The 26,043-nt window shown below is 71.1% G+C and carries 25 protein-coding genes; 4 read left to right on the top strand and 21 right to left on the bottom strand.

Annotation, left to right across the window (positions count from 1 at the left end; all coding sequences use genetic code 11):
- Positions 1–2 precede the first annotated feature (2 nt).
- The 13 genes from tolR to ABD927_RS20620 form a co-directional block, all read right to left on the bottom strand.
- Positions 3–440 carry a protein TolR gene (gene tolR, locus ABD927_RS20560; RefSeq protein ID WP_345251733.1) on the bottom strand — a complete coding sequence of 146 codons (438 nt, stop codon included), beginning with the start codon at positions 438–440 and terminating at the stop codon, positions 3–5.
- Entirely contained in the window at positions 440–1,117 is a 678-nt protein-coding gene (tolQ, locus tag ABD927_RS20565; RefSeq protein ID WP_345251734.1) for a protein TolQ, read from the bottom strand. The genes tolR and tolQ overlap by 1 nt, the downstream gene beginning before the upstream one ends.
- A gap of 58 nt (positions 1,118–1,175) precedes the next feature.
- A complete protein-coding gene (gene ybgC / locus ABD927_RS20570; RefSeq protein ID WP_425570318.1) occupies positions 1,176–1,664 on the bottom strand; it encodes a tol-pal system-associated acyl-CoA thioesterase in 489 nt (162 codons plus the stop codon).
- Between the two features lie 336 nt (positions 1,665–2,000).
- Positions 2,001–3,074 carry a Holliday junction branch migration DNA helicase RuvB gene (gene ruvB / locus ABD927_RS20575; RefSeq protein ID WP_345251736.1) on the bottom strand — a complete coding sequence of 358 codons (1,074 nt, stop codon included), beginning with the start codon at positions 3,072–3,074 and terminating at the stop codon, positions 2,001–2,003.
- A gap of 47 nt (positions 3,075–3,121) precedes the next feature.
- Entirely contained in the window at positions 3,122–3,694 is a 573-nt protein-coding gene (gene ruvA / locus ABD927_RS20580; protein WP_345251737.1) for a Holliday junction branch migration protein RuvA, read from the bottom strand.
- Positions 3,695–3,698: 4 nt separating this feature from the next.
- Complete coding sequence (gene ruvC, locus ABD927_RS20585) at positions 3,699–4,262, bottom strand: crossover junction endodeoxyribonuclease RuvC (protein ID WP_345251738.1); 564 nt, start codon at positions 4,260–4,262, stop codon at positions 3,699–3,701.
- Positions 4,263–4,469: 207 nt separating this feature from the next.
- Positions 4,470–6,056, bottom strand: coding sequence for a bifunctional phosphoribosylaminoimidazolecarboxamide formyltransferase/IMP cyclohydrolase (gene purH / locus ABD927_RS20590; RefSeq protein WP_345251739.1), 1,587 nt, complete (start codon positions 6,054–6,056; stop codon positions 4,470–4,472).
- Between the two features lie 46 nt (positions 6,057–6,102).
- Complete coding sequence (locus ABD927_RS20595; RefSeq protein WP_345251740.1) at positions 6,103–6,339, bottom strand: helix-turn-helix domain-containing protein; 237 nt, start codon at positions 6,337–6,339, stop codon at positions 6,103–6,105.
- A gap of 20 nt (positions 6,340–6,359) precedes the next feature.
- Positions 6,360–7,361 (bottom strand): tRNA dihydrouridine synthase DusB, encoded by a 1,002-nt coding sequence (gene dusB, locus ABD927_RS20600; RefSeq protein WP_345251741.1) that lies wholly within the window; start codon positions 7,359–7,361, stop codon positions 6,360–6,362.
- A 131-nt stretch (positions 7,362–7,492) separates the two neighbouring features.
- Positions 7,493–8,707: a UbiH/UbiF/VisC/COQ6 family ubiquinone biosynthesis hydroxylase gene (locus tag ABD927_RS20605; RefSeq protein ID WP_345251742.1), complete on the bottom strand. Its 1,215-nt coding sequence runs from the start codon at positions 8,705–8,707 to the stop codon at positions 7,493–7,495.
- Between the two features lie 17 nt (positions 8,708–8,724).
- A complete protein-coding gene (locus ABD927_RS20610) occupies positions 8,725–10,065 on the bottom strand; it encodes an aminopeptidase P N-terminal domain-containing protein (RefSeq protein WP_345251743.1) in 1,341 nt (446 codons plus the stop codon).
- Positions 10,066–10,121: 56 nt separating this feature from the next.
- The gene (murU, locus tag ABD927_RS20615) at positions 10,122–10,847 is read right to left on the bottom strand and encodes an N-acetylmuramate alpha-1-phosphate uridylyltransferase MurU (protein WP_345251744.1); all 726 of its coding nucleotides are present in this window, start codon (positions 10,845–10,847) and stop codon (positions 10,122–10,124) included.
- Between the two features lie 135 nt (positions 10,848–10,982).
- A complete protein-coding gene (locus tag ABD927_RS20620) occupies positions 10,983–12,032 on the bottom strand; it encodes an aminoglycoside phosphotransferase family protein (protein ID WP_345251745.1) in 1,050 nt (349 codons plus the stop codon).
- Between the two features lie 123 nt (positions 12,033–12,155).
- On the opposite strand from ABD927_RS20620, the gene ABD927_RS20625 reads away from it, so the two are divergent.
- Genes ABD927_RS20625 through rsmA form a run of 4 tightly spaced genes read left to right on the top strand, consistent with a single transcriptional unit; the run spans position 12,156 to position 17,773 of the window.
- Positions 12,156–14,441 carry an LPS-assembly protein LptD gene (locus ABD927_RS20625; RefSeq protein ID WP_345251746.1) on the top strand — a complete coding sequence of 762 codons (2,286 nt, stop codon included), beginning with the start codon at positions 12,156–12,158 and terminating at the stop codon, positions 14,439–14,441.
- A 14-nt stretch (positions 14,442–14,455) separates the two neighbouring features.
- Positions 14,456–15,949, top strand: coding sequence for a peptidylprolyl isomerase (locus ABD927_RS20630; RefSeq protein WP_345251747.1), 1,494 nt, complete (start codon positions 14,456–14,458; stop codon positions 15,947–15,949).
- A 25-nt stretch (positions 15,950–15,974) separates the two neighbouring features.
- Positions 15,975–16,970, top strand: a complete 996-nt coding sequence (gene pdxA / locus ABD927_RS20635; RefSeq protein ID WP_345251748.1) for a 4-hydroxythreonine-4-phosphate dehydrogenase PdxA — start codon at positions 15,975–15,977, stop codon at positions 16,968–16,970.
- A complete protein-coding gene (gene rsmA, locus ABD927_RS20640; RefSeq protein WP_345251749.1) occupies positions 16,967–17,773 on the top strand; it encodes a 16S rRNA (adenine(1518)-N(6)/adenine(1519)-N(6))-dimethyltransferase RsmA in 807 nt (268 codons plus the stop codon). Before pdxA ends, rsmA begins: the two co-directional genes overlap by 4 nt.
- Positions 17,774–17,883: 110 nt before the next feature.
- Here the strand turns inward: rsmA and ABD927_RS20645 are convergent, their stop codons facing one another.
- The 8 genes from ABD927_RS20645 to lnt all read right to left on the bottom strand — a co-directional run.
- Positions 17,884–19,113: a nucleoside recognition domain-containing protein gene (locus ABD927_RS20645; protein ID WP_345251750.1), complete on the bottom strand. Its 1,230-nt coding sequence runs from the start codon at positions 19,111–19,113 to the stop codon at positions 17,884–17,886.
- Positions 19,114–19,167: 54 nt separating this feature from the next.
- The gene (gene gloA / locus ABD927_RS20650) at positions 19,168–19,563 is read right to left on the bottom strand and encodes a lactoylglutathione lyase (protein ID WP_345251751.1); all 396 of its coding nucleotides are present in this window, start codon (positions 19,561–19,563) and stop codon (positions 19,168–19,170) included.
- A gap of 39 nt (positions 19,564–19,602) precedes the next feature.
- Positions 19,603–20,508 (bottom strand): M48 family metallopeptidase, encoded by a 906-nt coding sequence (locus ABD927_RS20655; protein WP_345251753.1) that lies wholly within the window; start codon positions 20,506–20,508, stop codon positions 19,603–19,605.
- Positions 20,509–20,511: 3 nt separating this feature from the next.
- Complete coding sequence (locus ABD927_RS20660; protein WP_345251755.1) at positions 20,512–21,267, bottom strand: lysophospholipid acyltransferase family protein; 756 nt, start codon at positions 21,265–21,267, stop codon at positions 20,512–20,514.
- A 40-nt stretch (positions 21,268–21,307) separates the two neighbouring features.
- Complete coding sequence (gene gmhB / locus ABD927_RS20665) at positions 21,308–21,901, bottom strand: D-glycero-beta-D-manno-heptose 1,7-bisphosphate 7-phosphatase (RefSeq protein WP_345251760.1); 594 nt, start codon at positions 21,899–21,901, stop codon at positions 21,308–21,310.
- Positions 21,901–24,024 (bottom strand): glycine--tRNA ligase subunit beta, encoded by a 2,124-nt coding sequence (gene glyS, locus ABD927_RS20670; RefSeq protein WP_345251756.1) that lies wholly within the window; start codon positions 24,022–24,024, stop codon positions 21,901–21,903. The genes gmhB and glyS overlap by 1 nt, the downstream gene beginning before the upstream one ends.
- Complete coding sequence (glyQ, locus tag ABD927_RS20675; RefSeq protein WP_345251757.1) at positions 24,025–24,921, bottom strand: glycine--tRNA ligase subunit alpha; 897 nt, start codon at positions 24,919–24,921, stop codon at positions 24,025–24,027. It abuts the gene before it with no gap.
- A 67-nt stretch (positions 24,922–24,988) separates the two neighbouring features.
- Positions 24,989–26,043 (bottom strand): apolipoprotein N-acyltransferase (gene lnt, locus ABD927_RS20680; RefSeq protein ID WP_345251758.1); only part of this gene is annotated, 1,055 nt, incomplete at its 5' end.

Below are 26,043 nucleotides of genomic sequence, written 5' to 3' on the forward strand. Positions count from 1 at the left end.
GGTCAGGATCCTTGCTGGCGGACCAGCAGCCCGACGCGCGAGACGCCTTCGCGCTGCAGTTCGTCCATCACTTTGAGCACCGATTCGTATTCGGCCTTGCGGTCGGCCGAGATCACCACCGGCTGGCCGGGCTGGGCCTCCTGGCGCTCGCGCGCGATGCGGGCCAGTTCGCCGCGCGCGATCTTGCGCGGCTGGCTTTCGCCGCGCTGGCGGTCGCGGACGGAGACGCTGCCGTCGGCCGCCAGCACGACTTCCAGCGGCTTGACCGGCACCTGCGAGGCCTTGCCGACGCGCGGCAGGTCGATCACGCCGGGCGACACCATGGGCGCGGTGACCATGAAGATCACCAGCAGCACCAGCATGACGTCGATGTACGGCACGACGTTGATCTCGTTCATCGAACGGCGGCCGCTGCGGCCGCGGGAGCGCATCGAGGGCATCAGCGCACCTGTCTTTGCAGGATGTTCAGGAACTCGTCGATGAAGCTGTCGAAGCGGATCGACAGCCGGTCGATGTCGTGCGAGTAGCGGTTGTAGGCCACCACCGCCGGGATCGCCGCGAACAGGCCGATGGCGGTGGCCACCAGGGCCTCGGCGATGCCGGGCGCGACGTTGGACAGCGTGGCCTGCTCGACGTTGGCCAGGCCGCGGAAGGCGTGCATGATGCCCCACACCGTGCCGAACAGGCCGACGTAGGGGCTGACCGAGCCGGTGGAGGCCAGGAAGCTCAGGTGCGATTCGAGCGAGTCCATCTCGCGCTGGTAGGCCGCGCGCATCGCGCGGCGCGCGCCGTCGAGCAGGGTGTTGACGTCGGTCAGCTTGCTCTGGCGGCCTTTCAGGAACTCCGACATGCCGGCCTCGAAGATGCGGGCCAGCGCGCCGTGTTCGAAGCGGCGGGTGGAGACGGCCTGGTGCAGCATGGTGAGGTCGCCGCCGGACCAGAAGTCGGCCTCGAAGCGGTCGGTCTGGCTCTTGGCGCGCTTGATCGCGAAGCTCTTGCGGAAGATGTAGGTCCAGGACATCAGCGAGACGACCGCCAGGATCGCCATCACTATCTGTACCGTGAAGCTAGCCTGCAGGATCAGGGACAGGATCGACATGTCCTGGTTGACGTTCATGCAAAGTCCTTTAGCAAACCGGAATGGGCTGGGAAAACTGGGAGGAAAGGCGCCGGCTTCAGAAGGCCGCCGCCTGTGATTCTAGAGCGAGCGGCGCCAGGGCCCTGGCCAGATCTTCCGGCAGCGGCGCGGGGCGCCAGGTGACGCGGTCGATGCAGCCTACCTGGACCTGCCCGGCCGCCAACAGTTCATCGCCGCGTTCGCACGACTGCGAAAAGTCCATCGAGGCCCGCCCCAGCCGCGCCACGCGGCTGCGGATGGTGAGCGCGTCGTCGAGCCGGGCCGGGCGGCGGTACTGCATGTCGAGGCCGCGCACGACGAAAATGCGCCGGGCCTGCTCGGCCAGGCGCTGCTGTTCGAAGCCGAGTTCGCGCAGCCATTCGGTGCGCGCGCGCTCGAAGAACTTGAGGTAGTTGGCGTAGTACACGACGCCGCCCGCGTCGGTATCTTCGTAGTACACGCGGACGGTAAACAGGGCATCGGCCGTGGCGGAGGGGAACACTGCGGAAGTGCCTTTCAGTGAACGTTCAGAGTGGTAGCGGCGCATGCTGCGTTGCGGCGGGCGGGCCGCGGCGCATCGGAATTGTAATCAACCCGGCCGCCGCCAGCGACCCGCGCGTGCGTCGATCGGCATGAAATGTGACGGCGTGTAAAGCGGGAAACTTTGGCGGCCCGGCTGCGTCTGACCAACAGGAAGCGTTGATCGTGAGCCTGGCCGGCTTCGGGTGCGTGGGTGGCGCCGTCTGGGATCTGTCGACGCTTCCGCCCTTTTCCGGGCCGTTGCGGCATCGCCGCCGGCGGTCCTCCAGATCGTGCTCCCGCACGAAAAAACCCGCGAACCGGGGTATGCCCGGCGCGGGTTTTTGTTTGCCCGCGCGCGGCGTCAATCGAACAGGCCGCCCCCGCCCGCCGCCGACGGCGGTACCAGCCCCAGGTGGCGGTAGGTGCCCTGGGTGGCCACCCGGCCGCGCGAGGTGCGCTGCAGGTAGCCGTGCTGGATCAGGTAGGGTTCGATCACATCTTCGATGGTGTCGCGTTCTTCGCCTATTGCCGCCGACAGGCTGTCCAGGCCTACCGGGCCGCCGTCGAATTTGTGGACCACGGCCTCCAATAATTTGCGGTCCATCACGTCGAGCCCGGCGGGATCGACGTCGAGCATCGACAGCGCCGCCTGCGCCACGCCGGCGTCGATGCGCCCGCCGGCCTTGACCTCGGCGTAGTCGCGCACCCGCCGCAGCAGGCGGTTGGCGATGCGCGGGGTGCCGCGCGAGCGGCGCGCGATCTCGTGGGCGCCGTCGTTGCCGATGCGGGCGTTGAGCAGGCTTGCGCTGCGCGTGACGATGGCGGCCAGTTCGTCGGGCGTGTAGAACTCCAGCCGGGCGATGATGCCGAAGCGGTCGCGCAGCGGGTTGGTGAGCATGCCGGCGCGCGTGGTGGCGCCCACCAGCGTGAAGGGCTGCAGATCGAGCTTGACGCTGCGCGCGGCGGGGCCTTCGCCGATCAGGATGTCGATCTGGAAGTCTTCCAGCGCCGGGTACAGGATTTCTTCGACGATCGGCGACAGCCGGTGGATCTCGTCGATGAACAGCACGTCGTTGCGTTCCAGGTTGGTGAGCAGCGCGGCCAGGTCGCCCGGGCGTTCGAGCACCGGACCGGAGGTCTGCCGCAGCTGCACGCCCATTTCGCGCGCGACGATGTGGGCCAGCGTGGTCTTGCCCAGGCCGGGCGGGCCGAACAGCAGCACGTGGTCGAGCGATTCGCCGCGCTGGCGGGCGGCGGCGATGAAGATTTCGAGCTGGTCGCGGATGCGGCGCTGGCCGACGTATTCGTCGAGCGCCTTGGGGCGCAGCGCGCGTTCGATCGCCTCCTCGCCGGGCGAGGCGGCGCGGGGGGAGATCACCCGGGTATCCGGCGCGCCGTCGTCGCGGGCGTGGAGTTTGTCGGACTGGATGGCCATGGGGTCGTGTGAGTCTGCTGGCGACCAGTATAGGGGTTATCGCCGGCTCAGCGGGCGAGGGCCTTCAGCGCCAGCTTGATGCCTTCCGATACGCCCACCCCGGCGGGCAGCGTCTTGACCGCGGCCAGCGCCTCGCGGTCGGAGTAGCCCAGCGCGGCCAGCGCGTTCAGCACGTCGGCCTGGCCGTCGGGGGCCGCGGCGTGCGCGGGGCCGAGGTCGGCGCCGAGCTTGCCGCGCAGTTCGAGCAGCAGGCGCTCGGCGGTCTTCTTGCCGATGCCTGGCACGCGCGTGAGCCGGCCGGCCTCCTGCAGCGTGACGGCCTGCGACAGTTCGGCCACGGTCATGCCCGACAGCACCGCCAGCGCGATGCGGGCGCCCACGCCGCTGACCTTGATCAATTCGCGGAAGGTGGCGCGTTCGGCCGCGGTGGCGAAGCCGTACAGCACGTGGGCGTCTTCGCGGATGGCCAGGTGGGTCAGCAGCGTGACGCGGGCGCCGGTTTCGGGCAGCGCGTACAGCGTGCTCATCGGCACGTCGAGTTCGTAGCCGACGCCGCCCACGTCGACGCAGATGGTGGGGGGCAGTTTTTCGACGAGGGTGCCGGTCAGGCGTCCGATCATGGCGTCAGGGGCTTCCGAGCATACGGCCGGCGCGCAGGCGGGTGCCGCGGCGGCCGAAGGCGGGTTGGTCGAGCACGGCGGCGCCGCGCAGCCGTTCGGCCAGCGGCGCCACGTGGGCATGGCAGATGGCGCAGCCAAGGGCGTCGGCGGCGTCGGCGGCCGGCGCGCCGTTCAAGGCAAGCAGGTGCTGCACCATGGCCTGCACCTGGGTTTTGGCGGCGCGGCCGGTGCCGACCACCGATTTCTTGATCTGCAGCGCCGTGTATTCGTGCACGCCCAGCCCGCTGTCGGCCAGCGCGCACAGCGCCGCGCCGCGCGCCTGGCCCAGCAGCAGGGTGGACAGCGGGTTGGCGTTGACGAACACCTTCTCGATAGCGGCCGCCTGGGGCGAGGTATCGCGCACGATGTCGCGCAAGTTATCCAGGATCACCTTCAGCCGCACCGACAAGTCCGAGTCCGCCGGCACGACGATCGTGCCGCTGGCCACGTAGCGCAGCCGGGCGCCCTCGACCTCGATCACGCCGAAGCCGGTGCGCCGCAGGCCCGGATCAACCCCAAGTATGCGCATGATCCCGATGCCCCATAACGCCACGCGCCCGCCCCGGCGCCTCATCCCGCGCCGCTCTATCCAGGGCACCGCGGATCCGGCTCCGCCGGTCCGCCGGTGCCGCCCCCTTGGGGGGGAGCGGCCGAAGGCCGCCCGGGGGGGGGCTTTCCTTCCGGTCCGCCGGTGCCGCCCCCTGGGGGGCGCGCGAAGCGTGTAGGGGGGGGCTCATCAGTGCCGGAAGTGGCGGGTGCCGGTGAGGACCATCGCGATGCCGCGTTCGTCGGCGGCGGCGATGACTTCGGCGTCGCGCATGCTGCCGCCGGGCTGGATCACGCAGCCGGCGCCGGCGTCGACCACCACGTCCAGGCCGTCGCGGAACGGGAAGAAGGCGTCGGAGGCGACCGCCGAGCCTTGCAGCGTGAGGCCGGCGTTGGCCGCCTTGATCGAGGCGATGCGGGCCGAGTCGACCCGGCTCATCTGGCCGGCGCCCACGCCCAGCGTCATGCCGTTGCCGGCGAACACGATGGCGTTGGACTTGACGAACTTGGCCACCTTCCAGGCGAACATCAGGTCGTCCATCTGCTGCGGGGTGGGCGCCTTGCGGGTGACCACGCGCAGCGCGTCGCGCGGCACGTTGTACGCATCGGGCTGCTGCACCAGCCAGCCGCCGCCCACGCGCTTGACGTCGATCGGGTTGATGGCGTCGCCGGGCGGCACTTCGAGCAGCCGCACGTTCTGCTTGGCGGCGAAGACCTCGCGCGCGCCGTCTTCATAGGCAGGCGCCAGCACGACTTCGACGAACTGCTTGGCCACCTCGCGCGCGGTGTCGGCGTCGACCGCGCGGTTGAAGGCGATGATGCCGCCGAAGGCGGAAGTGGGGTCGGTCTTGAAGGCCTGGCGGTAGGCCTCCAGCGGGCCGGCGCCCACCGCCACGCCGCAGGGATTGGCGTGCTTGACGATGACGCAGGCCGGCGTGTCGAAGCTGCGCACGCATTCCCAGGCGGCGTCGGCGTCGGCGATGTTGTTGTACGACAGTTCCTTGCCCTGCCACTGGCGGTAGTTGGCCAGCAGGCCCGCGCCGGGCGCCGCGTCTTTGTAGAAGGCGGCCGACTGGTGCGGGTTTTCGCCGTAGCGCATGGCCTGCACCTTGCGCGCCTGGATGGTCAGCACGTCGGGATAGGCGGCACGCTCGGGCACGGCGTCCTGGGCCGGGGCGTCGACCAGGCTGGTCAGGTAGTTGGCGATCGCGCCGTCGTAGGCGGCGGTATGGGCGAAGACCTTCTTGGCCAGGTCGAGCCGCAGCGCGTACGAGGTGCGGCCGTCGCGATCCAGTTCTTCCAGCACGCGCGGGTAGTCGGCCGGGTCGACCACCACCGCCACGCCGCCGGCCTCGGTGCCGTGGTTCTTGGCGGCGGCGCGCAGCATGGCCGGGCCGCCGATGTCGATGTTCTCGATGGCGTCCTGGAAGCTGCAGTCGGGGCGCGCCACGGCTTCGCGGAAGGGGTAGAGGTTGACCACCAGCAGGTCGATGCGGCCGATACCGTGGCCGGCGATGGCGTCGAGATGGGCCGGATCGTCGCGGCGCGCCAGCAGGCCGCCGTGGATTTTCGGGTGCAGCGTCTTGACGCGGCCGTCCATCATTTCGGGAAAGCCGGTGTAGTCGGACACTTCCTGTACCGGCAGGCCGGCCTGCGCCAGCAATTTGGCCGTGCCGCCGGTGGACAGCAGTTGCACGCCGCGTTCGGCCAGCGCCCGGGCGAAGTCGACGATGCCGGATTTGTCGGAAACGGAGATGAGGGCGCGTTCGATGGTCATGGTGTGGTCGTTATGGACGGTGGGGGCGGTGCCTCGCGGGGGCCGGTCAGAACTTGATCTGGTAATGGTCGAGCTTCTTGCGCAGTGTATTGCGATTGATGCCCAGCATGTCGGCCGCGCGCGACTGGTTGCCTTGCGCGCGCTGCAGCACGACCTCCAGCATCGGCCGTTCAATCGCCGTCTGGACCATGTCCCAGATGCAGCTGGGGCTTTCGCCGTCGAGATCCCGGAAGTAGCGTTCCAGCGTATGCCGCACGCACTCTTCCAACGTATGTTCTTTCATTGTTTTTCCTTCTTGCGTGCTCAGGCGGCCAGCCTCGTTGCGCCGGCTTCCCGCGCCTGGTCGAACCAGCTGGCGACGGCTTGCCATTGGTCGCGGGTGTTGTCGATCAGGTTCATGCGGGCGCAGAACTCGCGCCCGCCCGGCAGGCCCCCCAGATACCAGCCGATGTGCTTGCGGGCCGTGCGCACGCCGGTGAATTCGCCGTAGAAGCGATAGTGGTCGTCGAGATGCTCGAGCAGCAGCGCGCGCATTTCGTCGAGGGTGGGGCCGGGCAGCCGGTGGCCGGTGCGCAGGTAGTGGTCGATCTCGCGAAACAGCCATGGCCGGCCCTGGGCGGCGCGGCCGATCATGACGGCGTCGGCGCCGGTGGCGTCGAGCACCGCTTTTGCCTTTTCCGGCGAGTCGATGTCGCCGTTGGCGATCACCGGGATCGCCAGCGCCGCCTTCACCTGCGCGATGGTGTCGTACTCGGCGGCGCCCTGGTAGAGGTCTTCCCGCGTGCGGCCGTGCAGCGCCAGCGCCGCGATGCCGAGTTCCTGCGCCCGGCGCGCCACGCGCAGCGCGTTGCGTTCGGCGCGCCGCCAGCCGGTGCGGGTCTTGAGCGTGACCGGCACGCCGCGCGGCGCGCAGGCCTCGACCACGGCGCCGACGATGCGGGCCACGAGTTCTTCGTCGCGCAGCAGCGCCGAGCCGGCGGCCACGTCGCATACCTTCTTGGCCGGGCAGCCCATGTTGATGTCGATGATGCGGGCGCCGCGCTCGATGTTGAACACGGCCGCCTCGGCCATCATGGCCGGGTCGGCGCCGGCGATCTGCACCGCCACCGGTTCGCTTTCGCTCTGGTGGTCGAGCCGGCGCGAGGTCTTGACGCTGTGCCACAGGCGCGGGTTGCTGGCCGCCATTTCCGAGACCGCGTGGCCCGCGCCCAGACGCTTGCACAGCTGCCGGAACGGGCGGTCGGTCACGCCCGCCATCGGCGCGACGAAGACGTTGTTCGGCAGTTCGTAGGGACCGATGCGCATGGCGGAAAGGCGGCCGCTCGCTCCTGCTGCAGGCGCGGGCCGCGGTGACTAGGAAGAATGGGAAAGGGGAGGGATTGTACCGCTACCGGGCGAGGCGGTGGAGCGCAGGCTCCGCATCCTCGCGCGGCGGGCTACGCTCGTAATCCCTGTAGCAGATGGCGCGCCAGCGGGCGGCGCAGCGCGGCCGAGGCGTCGAGCGCGAGCAGGGCCAGTCCGGCGGCGTGCTCGACCGGCGGCAGGCCGGAGGCGAAGACGCGCGGCAGGAAGTCGGTCAGGCCGGCGGTGAGCCAGCGGTCGGCGCGGCGGGCGGCCGCGTAGCGGGCCAGCGCCGGGCGCGGATCGCCGGCGGTGGCGTTCAGCCACGGCGCCAGCGTTTGCGCCAGGCGGGCGGCGTCGCGCAGGCCCAGGTTCAGCCCCTGGCCGGCCACCGGATGCAGGGTCTGGGCGGCGTTGCCGATGGCCACCGCGCGGCCGTGGACCGGTTCGCGGCGCAGGTTCATGCCCAGCGGGCTGGCGTGGCGCGGTCCGGCCGGCGCCAGCCGGCCCAGCCGCTCGCCGAAGGCATGGTTCAGTTCGTGCGCGAACGCCGCATCGTCCAGCGCGCACAGCGCTTGGGCGCGGTCGGGCGCGCAGCACCAGACCAGCGCGTGGCGGCGCGGGTCGGGCGCCGCGCCGGGCGCGGCCGGGTACGGCAGCAGCGCCAGCGGCCCTTCGCGCGTGAAGCGTTCCCAGGCCCAGCCGGCGCGCGGCCGCGCGGCCAGCACGCTGCCCAGCACCGCATGCTGGCCGTAGCGGCGGTGGACGTCGCCGCGGGCCTGCTCGCCGAAGGCGCCGCCTTCGGCCTGGACGCAGACCGCGGTCGGCCAGCCCGCGCCGTCCTGTTCGACCAGGACGACGGATTCCTCCTGGGCGGCGATGCGGGCCGTACCGTGGCGGACGGCGACGCCGCTGCGCGCCACGGCCTGGGCCAGCGCGTCGGCCAGCGCGCCGTAGCGCACCACGGTGCCGAGCGCGGGCACGCCGAAGTCGCTGTGGGAAATGTGCGTGCGGCCGAGCCGGCCGCGCTGCGAGACGTGGATGTCGAGGATGTCGGCGCCGCCGGCCGGCCAGGCGCCGAGCGCTTGCAGCAGCACGCGGCTGCCGTGGTTGAGCGCCAGCACGCGCGGGTCGGCCGCGGCGGCGCCGGCGGCGCGTTCGGCCGCGCACAGCACGATACGCCCCGGTTCGCGTGCGTCGCGCGCGAGCAACAGGGCCAGCGCCATGCCGACCGGGCCGCCGCCGATGATGGTGAGGTCGGCGGCCGCGGCGGGGGGCGGGCCGCCGGCGACGCCGGATTGCGCCGGCACGGGGAGTATCGCCGCCATCATCCGCGCATCAGCGCTTCGATCTCGGCGGCGTCGACCGGCACGCCGCGGGTGATCAGCTCGCAGCCGTCGGCGGTGACCACCGCGTCGTCTTCGGTGCGGATGCCGATGTTCCAGAAGCGTTCGGGCACGTCGTCGGCGGGGCGCACGTAGATGCCGGGCTCGATGGTCAGCACCATGCCGGGCGCCAGCGCGCGCCAGGGCCGCTGCGCGCCGCCCGCGGCCGGGTCGCGGTAGTCGCCCACGTCGTGCACGTCCATGCCCAGCCAGTGGCCGGTCTTGTGCATGTAGAAGCGGGTGTACTGCTGGGATTCGATCACGCCGTCGAGCGAGCCGGACAGCAGGCCTTCGTCTATCATGCCCTGCGCCAGCACGCGCACCGCGGCCTCGTGCGGTTCGTTCCAGCGCGCGCCGGGGCGGGTCAGCGCGGCGGCGGCGGCCTGCGCGGCCACCGTCAGGTCGTACAGCGCGCGCTGCGGGCCGCTGTAGCGGCCGTTGACCGGGAAGGTGCGGGTGATGTCGGAAGCGTAGCCGTCGAGTTCGCAGCCGGCATCGATCAGCAGCAGGTCGCCGTCCTGCAGCACGGCGTCGCCGGCGCGGTAGTGCAGCACACAGCCGTTGGCGCCGGTGGCGACAATGGAGTTGTAGGCCACCGCCTGGGAACCGCGGCGGCGGAATTCGTGCAGCAGCTCGGCCTCCACCTCGTATTCGTGCTGGCCGGGGCGGGCCGTGCGCATGGCCCGCACGTGGGCGGCGGCGGAGATTTCGGCCGCGGCGCGCATGGTGGCGATTTCGCTGGCGTCTTTGATCAGCCGCATCTCGGCCACCAGCGCCCGCAGGTCGTGCAGGGCGGCCGGCGCGCTGGCGCCGCTGCGCGCCAGCCGGCGCACGCCGTCGAGCCAGCCGCGCAGGCGCAGGTCGAAGCGGCGGTCGTCGGCCAGCGGCACGTACAGCGCCGGCTGGTTGGCCAGCAACCCCGGCAGCGTGGCGTCGAGCGTGTCGACCGCAAAGGTTTCGTCGAAGCCGAAGCGCTCGCGGGCGGCTTCGGGGCCGACGCGGTAGCCGTCCCAGATCTCGCGTTCCAGATTCCTGTCGCGGCAGAACAGCAGCGCGCGGTCGCGTTCGCCGGCGATCAGCACCAGCCAGGCTTCGGGCTCGATGAAGCCGGTCAGGTAATAGAAGTCGCTGTCGTGCCGATAGGGGTAGTCGGCATCGCGGTTACGGATGGCCTCGCGCGCGGTGGGAAGGATCGCGATGCCGCCGCCACGGGCGTGCATGGCGCGCAGCACCTGCCGGCGCCGTTCGACGAAGGGGGCGATGTCCTGGACGGGAAGACTCATGGCGGAGAATCCATGCAGCGTTGAAGGCGCGGGCCCTCATTGTAGTGCCGCCGCCCCTAACCAGGACGCCGCGGATCCGGCTCCGCCGGTCCGCCAGGGGGAGGCAACTCCTCGTCCAGGTGGGCCAGTCGCTCGGGGGTGCCGACATCCACCCAGCGGCCCGTATGCCGCTGGCCGGCCACGGCGCCGCGCCGCATCGCGTCGACCAGCAGCGGCGCCAGGCGGGCCGGGGCGCCGCGCGGCACCCGCTCGAACAGCGCTGGCCGGTAGACGCCGATGCCGGCGAAGGTCAGGCGAGGGGCATCGGCGCCCGGCCGCACCGAGCCGTCGGCGCCGAGTTCGAAATCGCCGTCGGGGTGGTGGGGCGGGTTGTCGACCAGCAGCAGCCAGGCCTGGCGCGATTCGGCGTCGAGCCGGCGGGCGGCCGCGGCGGCGCCGGCAGGGGCCCAGTCGCACCAGATGTCGCCGTTGATGACGAGGAAGGGGTCTTCCCCCAGCAGCGGCAGCGCCTGGGCGATGCCGCCGGCGGTTTCGAGCGCGACGGCTTCGGGCGAGTAGCGCAGCCGCACGCCCCACCGGCCGCCGTCGCCCAGCCGCGCCTCGATCTGCGCGCCCAGCCAGGCGTGGTTGACGACGATGTCGCGCAGGCCGGCGGCGGCCAGCCGTTCGATGTGCCAGACGATCAGCGGCTTGCCGCCGGCTTCGAGCAGCGGCTTGGGCGTGGTGTCGGTCAGCGGCCGCATGCGTTCGCCGCGGCCGGCGGCCAGGATCATGGCGCGCATCTCAGTTCTCCGCCGTGCTGCGCACGACCCGCGCCGCATGAAGCTGCTGCCGATCCAGGGCACAGCGGATCCGGCTTTGCCGGTCCGCCAGTGCCGCCCCCTTGAGGGGGCGCGCGAAGCGCGTAGGGGGTGGGTTCATTTCAGCCTGTCGAGCAGGCGCACCAGCGGCTTGAACGCCAGGTAGCGCTCGGCCACCTGCCGCACGTAGCCGTTGACGCGCGGCATGTGGTCCAGGTAGCCGTGCTTGCCGTCGCGGTGCGACAGCCGCGCGAACACGCCCAGGATGCGCAGGTTGCGCTGCAGCCCCATCCATTCGTAGGCGCGGTGGAAATCGGCGAAGTCGGCCGGCACCGGCAGGCCGGCCTTGCGCGCCATTTCCCAGTAGCGGATGCCCCAGTCGAGCTGCTGCGGTTCGTCCCAGGTGGTGCGGGCGTCGGTCAGCAGCGAGGCCAGGTCGTAGGTGATGGGGCCGGCCACCGCGTCCTGGAAGTCGAGCACGCCGGGATTGGGGCCATAGGCCGCCGGCGCGCCGGGCAGGTCGGTGATCATCAGGTTGGGCGAATGGAAATCGCGGTGCACCAGGACCGTCGGCTGCGCCAGGTTGGCGTCGATCAGGATGCGGAATACGCCATGCAGCTCGGCCAGGTCCGCCTCGCCCAGCGGCATGCCGCAATGGCGCGCGGCGTACCACTCGGGAAACAGGCCGAGCTCGGTTTCCAGGCGGGCGTGGTCGTAGCGCGGCAGGCCGTCGGTGGCGCAGCGCTGGATGGCCGTGAGCGCGGCCAGCGCGTCCAGGTAGAGCTGGTGGATGCGCGCCGGCGTGGAGCCGGCCTGCAGATGCGCCAGGTAGGTGGTGTGGCCCAGGTCGGACAGCAGCAGGAAGCCCTGTTCCAGGTCTTGCGCCAGCACTTCCGGCACGTTGAGGCCGCCGGCGCGCAGCAGGCCGGCCACGTGCAGGAAGGGGCGGCAGTCCTCGCGGCCGGGCGGGGCGTCCATCGCGACCAGGGTGCGGCCGGCGGCGTCGACGCGGAAGTAGCGGCGGAAGCTGGCGTCGCTGGAAGCCGGGCGCACGGTGCCGGGGTCCAGGCCGAGTCCGGCCGGCAGGGCGCGCAGCCAGGCGGTCAGCAGCGCCAGGCGCGGATCGTTGCCGGCCGGGCCGGCGGGGGCGGGTGTAACGGGATTCATGGCTCCTATAATACCGGGCGTCGATTCCCTGCTATCGTCTTGCCTGCTTGCGCGCGGCCCCGCCGCGCCATGTCGTATATTCTTGCGTCTTTTCTCCCTGGTCTTCTCTATTTCTCTATACCCGTGCAAGTGATCCGGTGGTTCAGCGTAGTGGCCGCGACCGTGGCGGCGCCCCTGGCCTGCGCGCAGGGCAGCCCGCCGCCCCAGGCATCCGCGCCGGCGCCGCTGGGGGGGCAGGGCCTGCGCCTGTCGCCGTCGCTGCAGGAGCGGCCGGCGCGCGATCCCGACTCGCTGCCGGTGTTCCTCGAAGGCGATAGCCTGAAAGGCGAGGGCCAGGAAAATTACCGGCTCGACGGCAACGCGCAGGTGCGCCGCGCCGACGTCATCCTGAAGGCCGACAGCATCGAATACCACCAGGTCGAGAACGACCTGGAAGCGCAGGGCAACGTGCGGCTGCTGCGCGAGGGCAACCTGATCACCGGGCCGCGGCTGAAGCTGAACCTGGGTTCGGGCGTGGGCGAGGTCGAACAGCCGCATTTCCGCTTCGTCCAGACGGGCTCCTCCGGCACCGCCGACCGCCTCGAGCTGCTGGGCCAGAACCGGCTGCGCGCGCTGGGCGTGCGCTACAGCGGGTGTACCTGCGAGCAGCCCGACTGGTGGGTGAAGGCCACCCAGCTCGACCTGGACTACAACGCCGGCGAGGCCACCGGCCGCAACGGCGTGCTGTATTTCAAGGGCGTGCCGATCCTGGCCTCGCCGCTGATCTCGTTCCCGCTCAACGACGCGCGCAAATCGGGCTTCCTGTCGCCCACCTTCGGGATCACCAGCAAGACCGGCCCCGAATTCATGCTGCCGTATTACTTCAACATCGCGCCCAACCGCGACGCGACGTTGACGCCCAAGTACATGGCGCGCCGCGGGCTGCAGCTGGGCGGCGAGTTCCGCTATCTCGAACCCAGGTTCAGCGGCGAGACGCGGCTGACCTACCTGCCCGACGACGCCGTCTACAAAGACGACCGCTACCTGTTTTCGTCGCAGCACCGCCAGCAGCTGACCGATACGCTGGGGTTCAACTGGAACTACTCGCGCGCCTCCGACGACGCCTATTTCCGCGACCTGTCGGCGCTGGGCACGGGGCTGTCGACCACCGCCACGCTGGAACAATCGTTCGCGCTGACCTGGCACAGCGGGTATTGGGATGCCTACGCGCGCAGCATTCGTTACCAGACGTTGCAGGATCCGCTGGCGCCGATCGTGCCGCCCTACGACCGGTCGCCGCAGTTCCACCTGACCGGCGCGCGCTACGACTGGGGCGGCTTCGACGTCAGGTTCGAGGCCGACGCCACCCGCTTCGTCAGCCCCGACTCGACCCAGGTTTCGGGCACGCGCCTGTATGCCTATCCGTCGGTGTCTTACCCGATCGTGCGGCCGGGCGGCTTCTTCATCCCGAAGATCGGCATCCATTCCACGCACTACGATATCCAGTCGTTCCAAGGCAATCCGTCGACCGATCCGTCGCGCACGCTGCCCATCATGTCGGTCGACACCGGCCTGATCTTCGAGCGCGACAGCAACCTGCTGGGCCAGGCCGTCAAGCAGACGCTGGAGCCGCGTCTGTTCTACCTGCGCGTGCCGTACCGCGACCAGAGCCAGCTGCCGGTGTTCGACACCGCGCTGGCCGACTTCAATTTCGCGCAGATCTTCTCCGAGAACCTGTTCGCCGGTTCCGACCGCATCGCCGAGGCCAACCAGCTCACCGCCGCGCTGACCTCGCGCTGGCTCGATCCCAAGACCGGCGTGGAGCGGGCCCGCATCACCGGCGCCCAGCGGCTGTATTTCAGCGACCAGCGCGTCACCCTGCCCGGCATGGAGCCCAGTTCCGACGGCCGTTCCGACTTCCTGGTGTCGGTGTACGGCGCGCTGACCTCGACGCTGAGCGGCGAGACCACGGTGCAATACAATCCGAAGATCAGCCGGATCTCCCGCTCCACGGTGGGGGCGCGGTGGAACCCGGCGCGCCTGAGCACGATTTCGCTGGCGTATCGCTACAAGCGCGAGGCCTACGAGGTGCCGGGCCAGGAGCAGGTCGACATCGCCTTCCAGTGGCCGATCGCGCCGCGCTGGTTCGCGATCGGCCGTTTCGACTATTCCCTGCTCGAGAACCGCATCGCCGAGTCGGTGGCGGGCTTCGAGTACAGCGGCGGCTGCTGCTATGCGGTGCGGGTGGTTGCGCAGCGCTACGCGGTGGCCCGCAACAACGCCACCACCGCGATGTTCGTCCAGCTGGAACTCACCGGCTTCGGCGGGATCGGAGCAAGTCCCCTCATGACGCTGCGCCGGAGCATTCCGGGCTATGAATCGATCAACCCGCCGCCCCCGCCGGGCAGCGTGTTCCAAAGGTACGAATGATGTCTTGCAAGGTCATGTCTCGCATTTGCCGCCGCGCCGTCGCGCTGGCGCTGGCGGCCGCGGCCGGTTCCGTGGCCGCCCAGGGCCTGCGGTTGCCCGGCGACGCGCTCAACGGCATGGGGCAGCTGCCCGATGCGCCCGATATCCCGCAGCCCGGGGGCTCGCTCATGCAGCCGGGCAGCCCGCCGCAAACCTCGCCGGGACCCATGCTCACGCCATCGCCGTCGCCGGCGCCTTCCGGCCGGCGGATCGAGAACGGCGATTCGATCGTCGCGGTGGTCAACAGCGAAGCCATCACGCGGCTCGAACTCGACGCCCGGGTGCAGGCTGCCCGCGCCACGCTGGCGCGCCAGAACATTCCGCTGCCCGACGATCGCACCATCGAGCGGCAGGTGCTCGAACGGATGATCGTCGAGCGCACGCAGTTGCAGGAGGCCGCGCAGTCGGGCATCAAGATCGACGATTTCACGCTCGACCGCGCCATCAGCCGCATCGCCGAAGACAACAAGGTCACCGTCAGCCAGATGCGCGATCAGATCGAACGTTCGGGGCTGCCGTTCTCGGCCTATCGCGAAGACCTGCGCAACGAAATCACGCTGGTGCGGCTGCGCGAGCGGCAGGTCGACAGCCAGGTGCACGTTTCCGAATCCGAGATCGACGCCTACCTGGCCGAGCAGCACGAAACCGCGCCGCCCCAGCTGACGCTGGCGCAGATCCTGGTGCGGGTGCCCGACGGCACGCCGTCCGACCAGGTGGCCACGCTGCGGCGCAAGGCCGACCTGCTGCTGGAGCAGGCGCGCGGCGGCGCCGATTTCGCGCGGCTGGCGGCGGCCTCGTCCGACGGCGAAGAGGCGTTGCACGGCGGCGATCTCGGCACCCGGCCGGCCGACCGCTGGCCCTCGCTGTTCGTCGACGCGGTGGCCAACCTGAGCCCGGGCGGCATTTCCGGCGTCATCCAGAGCGGCAACGGTTTCCACATCATCAAGCTGGTCGACCGCAAGGCGGGCGGTAATGCGCCGGATACCGGGGCGATGCCGGTACAGCAGACCCACGCCCGCCACATCCTGATCCGGACCTCGGAAGTGATGACTTCCGACCAGGCGCGCGACCGGCTCGCCAATATCCGCCAGCGCATCGTCGAAGGCGGCGTGTCGTTCGCCGACATGGCTCGCCAGTATTCCAACGACGCCTCCGCGCCCCAGGGCGGCGACCTGGGCTGGCTGTCGCCCAACGAAACCGTGCCCGAGTTCGAGCACGCGATGGACGCGCTCAAGCCGGGAGAGATCAGCCAGCCCGTGCAGTCGCCGTTCGGCTGGCACCTGATCATGGTCGAGGGCCGCCGCACGCAAGACGTGGCGCGCGACCGCCAGCGCGCGGCGGCGCGCCAGGCGCTGTTCCAGCGCAAGGTCGACCAGGCCTATGAAGACTGGGCGCGCCAGCTGCGCGACCGTGCCTATGTCGAGAACCGGCTCGACAGCGAAGCCGGGCCGGCGGCCAGGAACAACTGATGGACGCGTCTGCCGGGGGAATGCCATGGTCCGCCGTCTCGCGCTGACCACCGGCGAGCCGGCCGGCATCGGCCCGGAGCTTTCGGCGTCGGTGGCCGTCTGGTTTTCGGCGCTGCATGCCGGCGCCGCCCCGGCGGGGCCCGCCGCCGAGGTCGATCCATCCGCGTGGCGCGACACCGAACTCGTCCTCGTGGGCGACTCGCAGCTGCTGGCGGCGCGTGGCGGCGCTGAATTGTCCGGGCTCGCCGGCGTGGCGTTCGAAGCGGTGCCGCTGCGGGTGGCGTCGGTGCCGGGCCGGCTCGACGCGGCCAACGGCCGCTACGTGCTCGATACGCTGGACCGCGCCATCGGGATGGTGGAGCGTGGCCAGGCGCAGGCCATCGTGACCGCCCCGGTGCAGAAAAGCGTGATCAACGACGCCGGCGTGCCGTTCTCGGGCCATACCGAATACCTTCAGGAACGCGCCGGCGTGGACCAGGTGGTGATGATGCTGGCCGGCGGCGGACTGCGCGTGGCGCTGGCCACCACCCACCTGCCGCTGCGCGCCGTGCCCGACGCCATTACCGGCCCGCTGCTGGACCGCACGCTGCGCATCCTCGACGCCGACCTGCGTGCGCGCTTCCTGCTGGCCGCGCCGCGCATCGCCGTGTGCGGGCTCAACCCCCACGCCGGCGAGGGCGGCTACCTGGGCCGCGAAGAGATCGATGTGATCGCGCCCGCCATCGGGCGCGCGCGCGCCGCGGGCATCGACGCGCATGGGCCGCTGCCGGCCGATACGCTATTCGTGCCCGACCACGTGGCGCAATACGATGCGGTGCTGTCGATGTTCCACGACCAGGGACTGCCGGTGCTCAAGCACGCCAGCTTCGGCCGTGGCATCAACGTCACGCTGGGGCTGCCCTATGTGCGCACCTCCGTCGACCACGGCACCGCGCTCGATCTGGCCGGCACCGGCCGCGCCGATCCCGGCAGCCTGCAACAGGCCGTGATCGAGGCCATCCGGATGACACCCACCGCATGAAGCAGCACCAGGCCCGCAAGCGTTTCGGCCAGCACTTCCTGATCGATGACAGCGTGCCCGAGGCGATCGTGCGCGCTATCGCGCCGCGCCGCGCCGACAACGTGGTCGAGATCGGCCCCGGCCTGTCGGCGCTGACCGCGCCGCTGCTCGGCCGGCTCGACGCGCTGAAGGTGATCGAGATCGACCGCGATCTCGCCGCGCGCCTGCGGCAGGCCTATCCGCCCGAGCGGCTGGCGGTGACCGAGGCCGACGTGCTGGACGTCGATTTCTCGCGGTTCGGGCCGGCGCTGCGGGTGGTGGGCAACCTGCCGTACAACATCTCCAGCCCCTTGCTGTTCCATTTGATGGATTACGCCGACCAGGTGAGAGACCAGCATTTCATGCTCCAGCGCGAGGTGGTCGACCGCATGGTGGCGCAGCCGGGCGATGCCGACTACGGCCGGCTGTCGGTGATGCTGCAGTCGCGCTACGAGATGGAAAAGCTGTTCGACGTGCCGCCCGAGGCCTTCGACCCGCCGCCGCGCGTGGTGTCGGCGGTGGTGCGGATGATGCCGCTGCCGGCCGATCGGCCGCGCGCGCGCCGCGAGGGTACGCTGTCGGCCACGGTGGCGCGCGCCTTCGCGCAGCGCCGCAAGATGCTGCGGCGCGGCCTGGGCGACTGGGCGCCGCACGTGCCGTGGGAACGGTTGGGCATCGCCGACAGCGCGCGCGCCGAGGAATTGTCGGTGGCGCAGTTCATCGCGCTGGCCGATGCGCTGGACGAAGCCGGAGCATTAGGCCCCCCCGGCCGCCCGGCCGCCTGAACGGCGTCCGGGCGGCTGCCCCCAGGGGCGCGGCGGGCTTCGGGCGGCCGGGCGCCCGCCTAGGGTTCTAGCGAAGAACCAATGGCGGCGGCCATCCGAAGAACCCGTTTCTAGCCGAAGAACCAGTAGCACACCCCGATCGCCGCCAGCGCGCCGGCCAGGTCGGCCAGCAGTGCGCAGCCGACGGTGTGGCGGGTGCGGCGGATGCCTACCGCGCCGAAGTAGACGGCGACCACGTAGAAGGTGGTTTCGGTGCTGCCCTGGATGGTGGCCGACAGCAGCGCGGGGAAACTATCGACGCCGTGGCTCTGCATCGTTTCGATCATCAGCGCGCGCGCCGCGCTGCCGGAAAAGGGCTTGACCAGCGCGGTCGGCAGCGCGTCGACGAAGCGGGTGTCGAGCCCCGCGCCGGCCGCCAGCCAGCGCAGGCCGTCGAGCGCGAAATCGAGCGCGCCGGAAGCGCGCAGCGCGCCGATCGCGCACAGCATCGCCACCAGATAGGGCAGCAGGCCCTTGGCCACGTCGAAACCCTCGCGCGCGCCGTCGATGAAGCTTTCGTAGAGCGGCACCTTGCGTACCGCGCCGGCCACCAGGAACAGCAGGATCAGCGCGAACAGCAGCAGGTTGCCGACCAGCGAAGACAGCGCGCCGATGGCCGCCGCCGATAGCGTGGCCAGCAGCGCCATCAGGCCGCCCAGCAGCGCCGCCGTGCCGCCCACCCAGGCCAGCACGACCGGATCCCACAGCCGGATCCGCTGCACGGCCGCCACGCACAGGAAGCCGGCCAGCGTCGACGCGCTGGTGGCCAGCAGGATGGGCAGGAACACCAGCGCCGGGTCGGCCGCGCCCTGCTGCGCGCGGTACATGAAGATCGTCACCGGCAGCAGCGTCAGCGACGAGGCGTTGAGCACCAGGAACAGGATCTGCGCGTTGCTGGCCGTCGAGTCGCTGGGATTGAGCGCCTGCAGCGATTTCATCGCGCGCAGGCCGATCGGCGTGGCGGCGTTGTCCAGTCCCAGCACGTTGGCGGCGAAGTTCAGCGTGATCAGCCCGATCGCCGGGTGGCCGCGCGGCACCTCGGGCATCAGCCGCGCGAACAGCGGGCCCAGCAGGCGCGCCAGCGCGTCGACCAGCCCGGCCTGTTCGGCGATCTTCAGGAAGCCCAGCCACAGCGCCAGGGTGCCGAACAGCAGCACCATGACCTCGACCGACAGCCTGGCCATCGCGAACAGGCTGGCGACGATGGCGCCGAACACGGCGGCGTCGCCCAATGCCAGCCACTTGCCGAAGGCCGCGGCCGCCGCCGCCAGGAAGAAACCGAACCAGAGTCCGTTGAGCATGGGTTTGGCATGCCCCCGCGCGGAGGGCCGTGAAAGCGGCGGGCCGCGGGAAGGTCAGTCTTTGCGCGTGCCGCGCTGGATGAACTCGATCTTGTAGCCGTCCGGATCCTCGACGAAGGCGATCACGGTGCTGCCGTGCTTCATCGGGCCGGCCTCGCGGGTGACCTTGCCGCCGAGCTCGCGCACGCGGTCACAGGCCGCGTAGGCGTCGTCGACCTCGATCGCGATGTGGCCGTAGCCGTTGCCGAGGTCGTAGCGGTCGGTGTCCCAGTTGTGGGTCAGCTCGATCACCGCGCCCTGGTCTTCATCCTGGTAGCCGACGAAGGCCAGCGTGAACTTGCCGTCGGGGTAGTCCTTGCGGCGCAGTTCGCGCATGCCCAGGACGCGCGTGTAGAAATCGAGCGAGCGTTGCAGGTTGCCGACCCGGAGCATGGTGTGGAGGATACGCATGATTCACCTCGTCAGTGGAAGATCGCCGCGCCTGCGGCGCTAGCGGAATTGCGGCAGGCTGGCCGGATCGTGGCGGCGCAGCGCGTCGCGCGCGCTTTCGAAGCCCGGCAGCAACTGGCCGACCTCGGCCCAGAAATCGGCGCTATGGTTCATCTCCCGCAGGTGGGCGAGCTCGTGCGCGACCACGTAGTCGATCACGTCGAGCGGGAAGTGGATCAGCCGCCAGTTGAGCAGGATGTTGCCTTCGCTGGTGCAGGAGCCCCAGCGGGTGGCGGCCGAGGACAGCCGCCAGCGGTTGATGCGCAGGCCGGTGCGGGCCAGGAACAGCTCCAGCCGCGCGCCAAAGACCTGGCGCGCCTGCCCCTGCAGCCAGGCCTGCACCGTGTCGCGGATGCGGGCGACGCCGGCGTCGGCCGGCAGCGCCAGCCACAGCACGTCGCCGTCGGCCGGGGCGGCCGGGTCGCCCGCCAGGCCGGTGGCGCGCTGGGCGTCGAGCCGCAGGGTCACCCGGCGGCCCAGGTAGGGCAGCTCGCCGCCGTTTTCCCAGCGCGTGCGGTTCAGCGCCAGGCGCTCTTTGCGCGCCTGCCAGTCGCGCAGCTTGGACAGGATCCAGCGCGATTTCTCGCGCACGGCGTCGTCGATGTCGGCCAGCACCACCCAGCGCGGCGCCGTCACCCGCAGGCCGTCGTCGGCGATCATGAAGCCGATGGTGCGCCGGCGCGAGCGCTGCAGCACGAAGCGGATGCGCTGCCCGTCGGCCACCACCTCGCGCCAGCGCGCGCCGGGCGGCAGCTCCACCGTGCGCGGATCGGCGGCCGGCGCGGCCAGGCCGTGCGCCTCGGGCGGCGGCGCCTCGAACGTCAGTTCGAGCTGCGCGCTGCCCGCGCCGGCGGCGGCAGCGGCGGCGGGGTCTCGGGCGGGTCGGCGGGCGGCGCGGGCGGGCATCGTTCAGGAGCGGGCGGTGGCAACGGCGGGGGCGGCGTCGCGATAGCGCTCGGGGCTGAGGCGGCGCATCTCGCCTTCGATCCACGCCTCCACCTGCTTGTTCAGTTCTTCGGCCGTGAGGCCTTGCGGGTCGATCGGCGGGCCGATCGATACGGTGATGATGCCGGGGCGCTTGACGAAAGCGTTGCGCGGCCAGCATTCGCCGGCGTTGTGGGCGACCGGCACCACGCGGGCGCCGGTGCGCACCGCCACCCGCGCGCCGCCGCTTTTGTACTTGCCGGCCTTGCCCGGCGCGATCCGCGTGCCTTCGGGGAACATCAGCAGCCAGCGGCCGGCGGCCAGCCGGTCGCGGCCCTGGGCGATCACCTGCTCGAAGGCGTCGCGGCCGCGGCCGCGGTCGATCGCGATCATGTGCAGCAGCGCCAGGCCCCAGCCGAAGAACGGAATCCAGTTCAGCTCGCGCTTGTGGACGAAGCAGATGTCGTGCGGCATCCAGCCGGCCAGGAACAGGGTTTCCCAGGCCGACTGGTGCTTGGACAGAACGATGGCGGGGCCGTCGGGCAGGTTCTCCCAGCCCTTGACCCGCCAGCGCATGCCGACCAGCCAGCGCCCGGCCCAGATGACCAGGCGCGGCCAGCCGCGGGTGAGCCGGTAGCGCCACCGCAGCGGCAGCGGCGCCCACAGCAGGCAGGCGATGGCGTACGGAATGACCGTGACGATCTGGAACACGGCGAACAGGAAGGAGCGCAGCCAGGCCATGCTCAGCGCCCCGCGGCCCGTGGAGGATGGGCGGGACGCGTCATCCGTTGTCCTCGTTCTCGCCGTGGCCTTCGAGCGCCTCGGCCACGGCCATCAGGCTGTCCCACACCACCGTGCCGGGCGGGACCTTGCCCTGCGCCAGCGTGGACGGGCCGTTGCCGCTCAGCACCAGCCAGGGCTGGCAGCCGGCCGCGTAGGCGGCTTCCAGGTCGCGCCCGGAATCGCCCACCGACGGCACGCCGGCCAGGTCGATGTCGAAGCGGCGCGCGATGGTGTGATAGAGGCCCGGCAGCGGCTTGCGGCATGCGCAGCCTTCGTCGGGCGCGTGCGGACAGATGAAGATGCCGTCGACCGTGCCGCCGGCCTTGGCCAGCTCTGCCTTGAACTTGGCGTGGATGGCGTTGAGCGTGGCGGCGTCGTACAGGCCGCGGCCCAGGCCGGACTGGTTGGTGGCCACCACCGCGCGGTAGCCGGCGCGGTTCATCCGCGCGATGGCTTCCAGGCTGCCCGGTATCGCCGTCCATTCGTCGGGCGACTTGATGTAGTCGGGGCTGTCGTGGTTGATCACGCCGTCGCGGTCGAGCACGATCAGCCGGTGGCGCGACAGGGGGCCGAGCGCGGGCTTTTTCGCGATCACGATGCGGCCAGCCGGGAAAGATCGGCCACCCGGTTCATGGCGCCATGCAGTTCGGCCAGCAGCGCCAGCCGGTTGGCGCGCACCGCCGGGTCGTCGGCCATGACCATGACGTCGGCGAAGAAGCCGTCGACCGGATCGCGCGCCTCCGACAGCACCGCCAGCGCACCGGCGAAATCGCCTTGCCCGAAGCGCTCGTCGGCAAGCGGCCGCAGGCGCCGCACGGTGTCGGCCAGGGTCTTCTCGGCCGGTTCCGACAGCCGCGCGGCGTCGACCGCGCCGATCTCGCCCTCGACCTTTTTCAGCAGGTTGCCGATGCGCTTGTTGGCGGCCGCCAGGCTGGCCGCCTCGGGCAGGGCCGAGAACGCCACCACCGCGGCCACGCGGGCCGGCACCTGTTCCAGCGGCGGCGCCACCGCGATCACGGCGTCGACCGCCGCCCGCTCGTACTGCCCGGCCAGCTGGTTGCGGTAGCGTTCGAACACGAAGGCCCGCACTTCGCCGGGCACGCCGGGCGGAGCCGCCGGGAACAGCGCCGCGGCGCGTTCCAGCAGGCTGTCGAGCGACAGACCGCCGCCGGCCAGCCGGCCGCCGGCGGCCAGTTGTTCGAAGCCGCTGATCAGGCCCAGCGCCGCCCGGCGCAGGCCGTAGGGGTCTTTGTCGCCGGTGGGGGCCAGGCCGATGCCCCAGATGCCCACCAGCGTTTCGGCGCGTTCGGCCAGGAACAGCGCGGCGGCCGGCGCGTCTCCGGCGCCTACCGGCCGTTCGATGCGGATCCGGTACTGGCCGCGGATCGCCTCGACCACCTCGGGCGCCTCGCCGTCGGCCGCGGCATAGTAGGCACCCATGATGCCTTGCAGCTCCGGGAATTCGCCCACCATGCCGGTGACCAGGTCGGCCTTGGCCAGCAACGCGGCGCGGTCGGCCAGGGCGGGATCGGCCGCGATGCGCTCGGCCACCCAGCGCGCCAGCGCGCGCACGCGCTCGACGCGTTCGAGCTGGCTGCCCAGCTTGTTGTGATAGACGATGGTGGCGAGCTGCGGAACGCGCGCGGCCAGCGGCGTTTTCTTGTCGGTCTCGAAGAAGAAGCGGGCGTCGGCCAGCCGCGGCCGCACCACGCGCTGGTTGCCTTCGATGATGTTATGCGGATCGGCCAGCGCCATGTTGCTGACGATCAGGAAGCGGTTGGTGAGCGCGCCGGCGGCGTCGAACAGCGGGAAATACTTCTGGTTCAGCCGCATCGTCAGGATCAGGCATTCCTGCGGCACGGCCAGGAAGGCCTGCTCGAACTCGCCCACGTACACGGTGGGGTACTCGACCAGCGCGCAGACCTCGTCCAGCAGCGGCGCCACGTCGGCCTCGTCGCCCAGCGAGGCGTTCAGGCGCGCGGCCTGTTCGCGCAGCTGGCGCTCGATGTTGGCGCGGCGCTCGGCGAACGAGGCGATCACGCGGCCGCCGCCGGCCAGCAGGGTCTCGTAGGCGTCGGCCGAGGGCAGCTCGATCGGGCCGGCGGACTGGAAGCGGTGGCCGTGGACGACGCGGCCGGCCGCCAGGCCCAAGGCCGACACTTCGACCACCTGTTCGCCGTGCAGCGCCACCAGCCCGTGCGCGGGCCGCACGAAGCGCACGGTGGTGACGCCGTCGGCCAGCTGGTAGCTCATGACCTTCGGGATCGGCAGCCCGCCGATCGCTTCGTCCAGCGCCGCCTGCAGCCCGGCCGCCAGCGCGGCGCCGGGAGCCACGCCGCGGTAGACCAGTTGCTCGTTCTTGCCGTCGGATTCGCGCGCCAGCGCGGCCACGTCGACGTCGGCCAGGCCCTTGGCGGCCAGCTTCTTCAGCAGCGCCGGGGTGGCCTGGCCGTCGGCCGTCAGGCCCACGCTCGCCGGCATCAGTTTTTCGGTGAACGGCGCGTCGGGCGCCTTGGCCAGCACCGCCGACAGGCGCACCGCCAGCCGGCGCGGCGAGGCGAACGGCGTGACGGTGTTGCCGCCGGCCACCAGGCCGCGGCCGCGCAGGCCGGCATGGATGCCTTCGGCGAAGGCGCGGCCGAGCCGGTCGAGCGCCTTGGGCGGCAGTTCTTCGGTGAACAGTTCGACCAGCAGGGGTTGGGGCGACTGCGCCATTTACGCGGCCTCCTTGCCGGCCAGCAGCGGGAAGCCCAGCCGCTCGCGCGAATCGTAGTAGGCCTGCGCGATGGCGCGCGACAGACTGCGGATGCGGCCGATGTAGGCGGCGCGCTCGGTCACGCTGATCGCGCCGCGCGCGTCCAGCAGGTTGAAGGTGTGGGCGGCTTTCAGGACCATTTCGTAGGCGGGCAGGGCGAGCGGGACCTCGACCAGCCGCCTGGCCTGTTCTTCATAGTCGTTGAAGTGGCGCAGCAGCATCTCGGCCGAGGAATGCTCGAAGTTGTAGGCCGATTGCTCGACCTCGTTCTGGTGGTAGACGTCGCCGTAGGTCAGGCGGCCGTTCGGGGTGTCGGTCCAGACCAGGTCGTAGATGCTCTGCGCGCCTTGCAGGTACATGGCCAGGCGCTCCACGCCGTAGGTGATCTCGCCGGTGGTGGGCTTGCAATCGATGCCGCCGACCTGCTGGAAGTAGGTGAACTGGGTCACCTCCATGCCGTTGAGCCACACTTCCCAGCCCAGGCCCCAGGCGCCCAGCGTGGGGTTTTCCCAGTCGTCTTCCACGAAGCGGATGTCGTGCTGCGCCGGGTCGATGCCCAGCGCCTGCAGCGAGCCGATGTACAGGTCCAGGATCTCGGGCGGCGCCGGCTTGAGCACCACCTGGTACTGGTAGTAGTGCTGCAGGCGGTTGGGGTTTTCGCCGTAGCGGCCATCCTTGGGCCGGCGCGACGGCTGCACATAGGCCGCGCGCCAAGGCTCCGGGCCCAGCGCCCGCAGGAAGGTGGCGGTGTGCGAGGTGCCGGCCCCGACCTCCATGTCGTAGGGTTGCAGCAGGGCGCAGCCTTGCTGGCTCCAGTACTGCTGGAGGCGGAGGATGATCTGTTGGAATGTGAGCATAGTCTTCGCGTTGGAGGCGGTACGGCCGCCGGCGCCGACTGGGGCGGGCGCGGCCGAACCGCCGATTTTAACTGCCCCGGGCGACATCGGCGCCGCCGTGTCGCGGGCGGCGCCGCCAGGCGCCCCAGGCCAGCAGCACCGCCAGCAGCGCCAGCACCGGCGCGTTGCCCGTGCGGGCGTAGGGCGTCAGGCCGCGCGTGCCCTGCACGGCGGCGTCCAGCACGCCTTCGGTCAGCGGCGGCAGCACGGCGGCGACGCGGGCCTGAGCGTCGATCACCGCCGTCATGCCGGTGTTGGTGGCGCGCAGCATCGGCCGCTCCGTTTCGCGCACCCGCATGCGCGACATCTGCAGGTGCTGCGGCAGCGCCAGCGAATCGCCGAACCAGGCCAGATTGCTGACGTTGGCCAGGATGGTGGCGCCCGGCGCCGATGCCGTCGGCCGCACGGCAGGCAGCAGTTCTTCGCCGAACACGTCTTCGTAGCAGACGTTGGGCGCCACGTGCTGGCCGGCGATGTCGAACGGCTGCTGGCGCGGCGCGCCGCGGTCGAAGTCGCCCAGCGGCATCACCATGGCGTCGACGAACCAGCGGAAGCCGGGTGGCACGAATTCGCCGAACGGCACCAGGTGGCGCTTGCTGTAGCGCTGGGCGACGGTGCCGGCCACCAGTTCGTCGGGTGGCGTATGGGCGTCGAGCGCGATCACGCCGTTGTAGTAGTAGTCGCGGTCGGGGCGCGATTGGCGCAGCGCCACGCCCAGCACGAAGGTGCTTCCCGCGCGCTGCGCGCTGCCGGTCCAGTCCTGCCAGGCCTCGGGCGTGAGCTGGTCCTGGAACACCGGGACGGCGGTCTCGGGCAGCAGCGTGAGGTCGGCCGGGCCGGCGGCGCGCGGCGATTCGGCAAGCACCCGCTGCCGGTCCATGGTGCGGAAGATTTCCTCCGGGTCGAATTTCTCCGACAGCGGGATGTTGCCCTGCACCAGCCGCACCTGGATCGGCGCGCCGGACGGCTCGACCCAGTCGATGCGGGCCGAGACGATGCCGATCGCCAGCAGCGCGGCGGCGCGCGCCAGCGGCGGCGCGCCGGCGGCGCAGCTCGTCGGCGGCGCGGGTGCGGCCGCCGCCC

Source organism: Pigmentiphaga soli (assembly GCF_039541095.1).
Classification (GTDB): Bacteria; Pseudomonadota; Gammaproteobacteria; order Burkholderiales; family Burkholderiaceae_B; genus Pigmentiphaga; species Pigmentiphaga soli.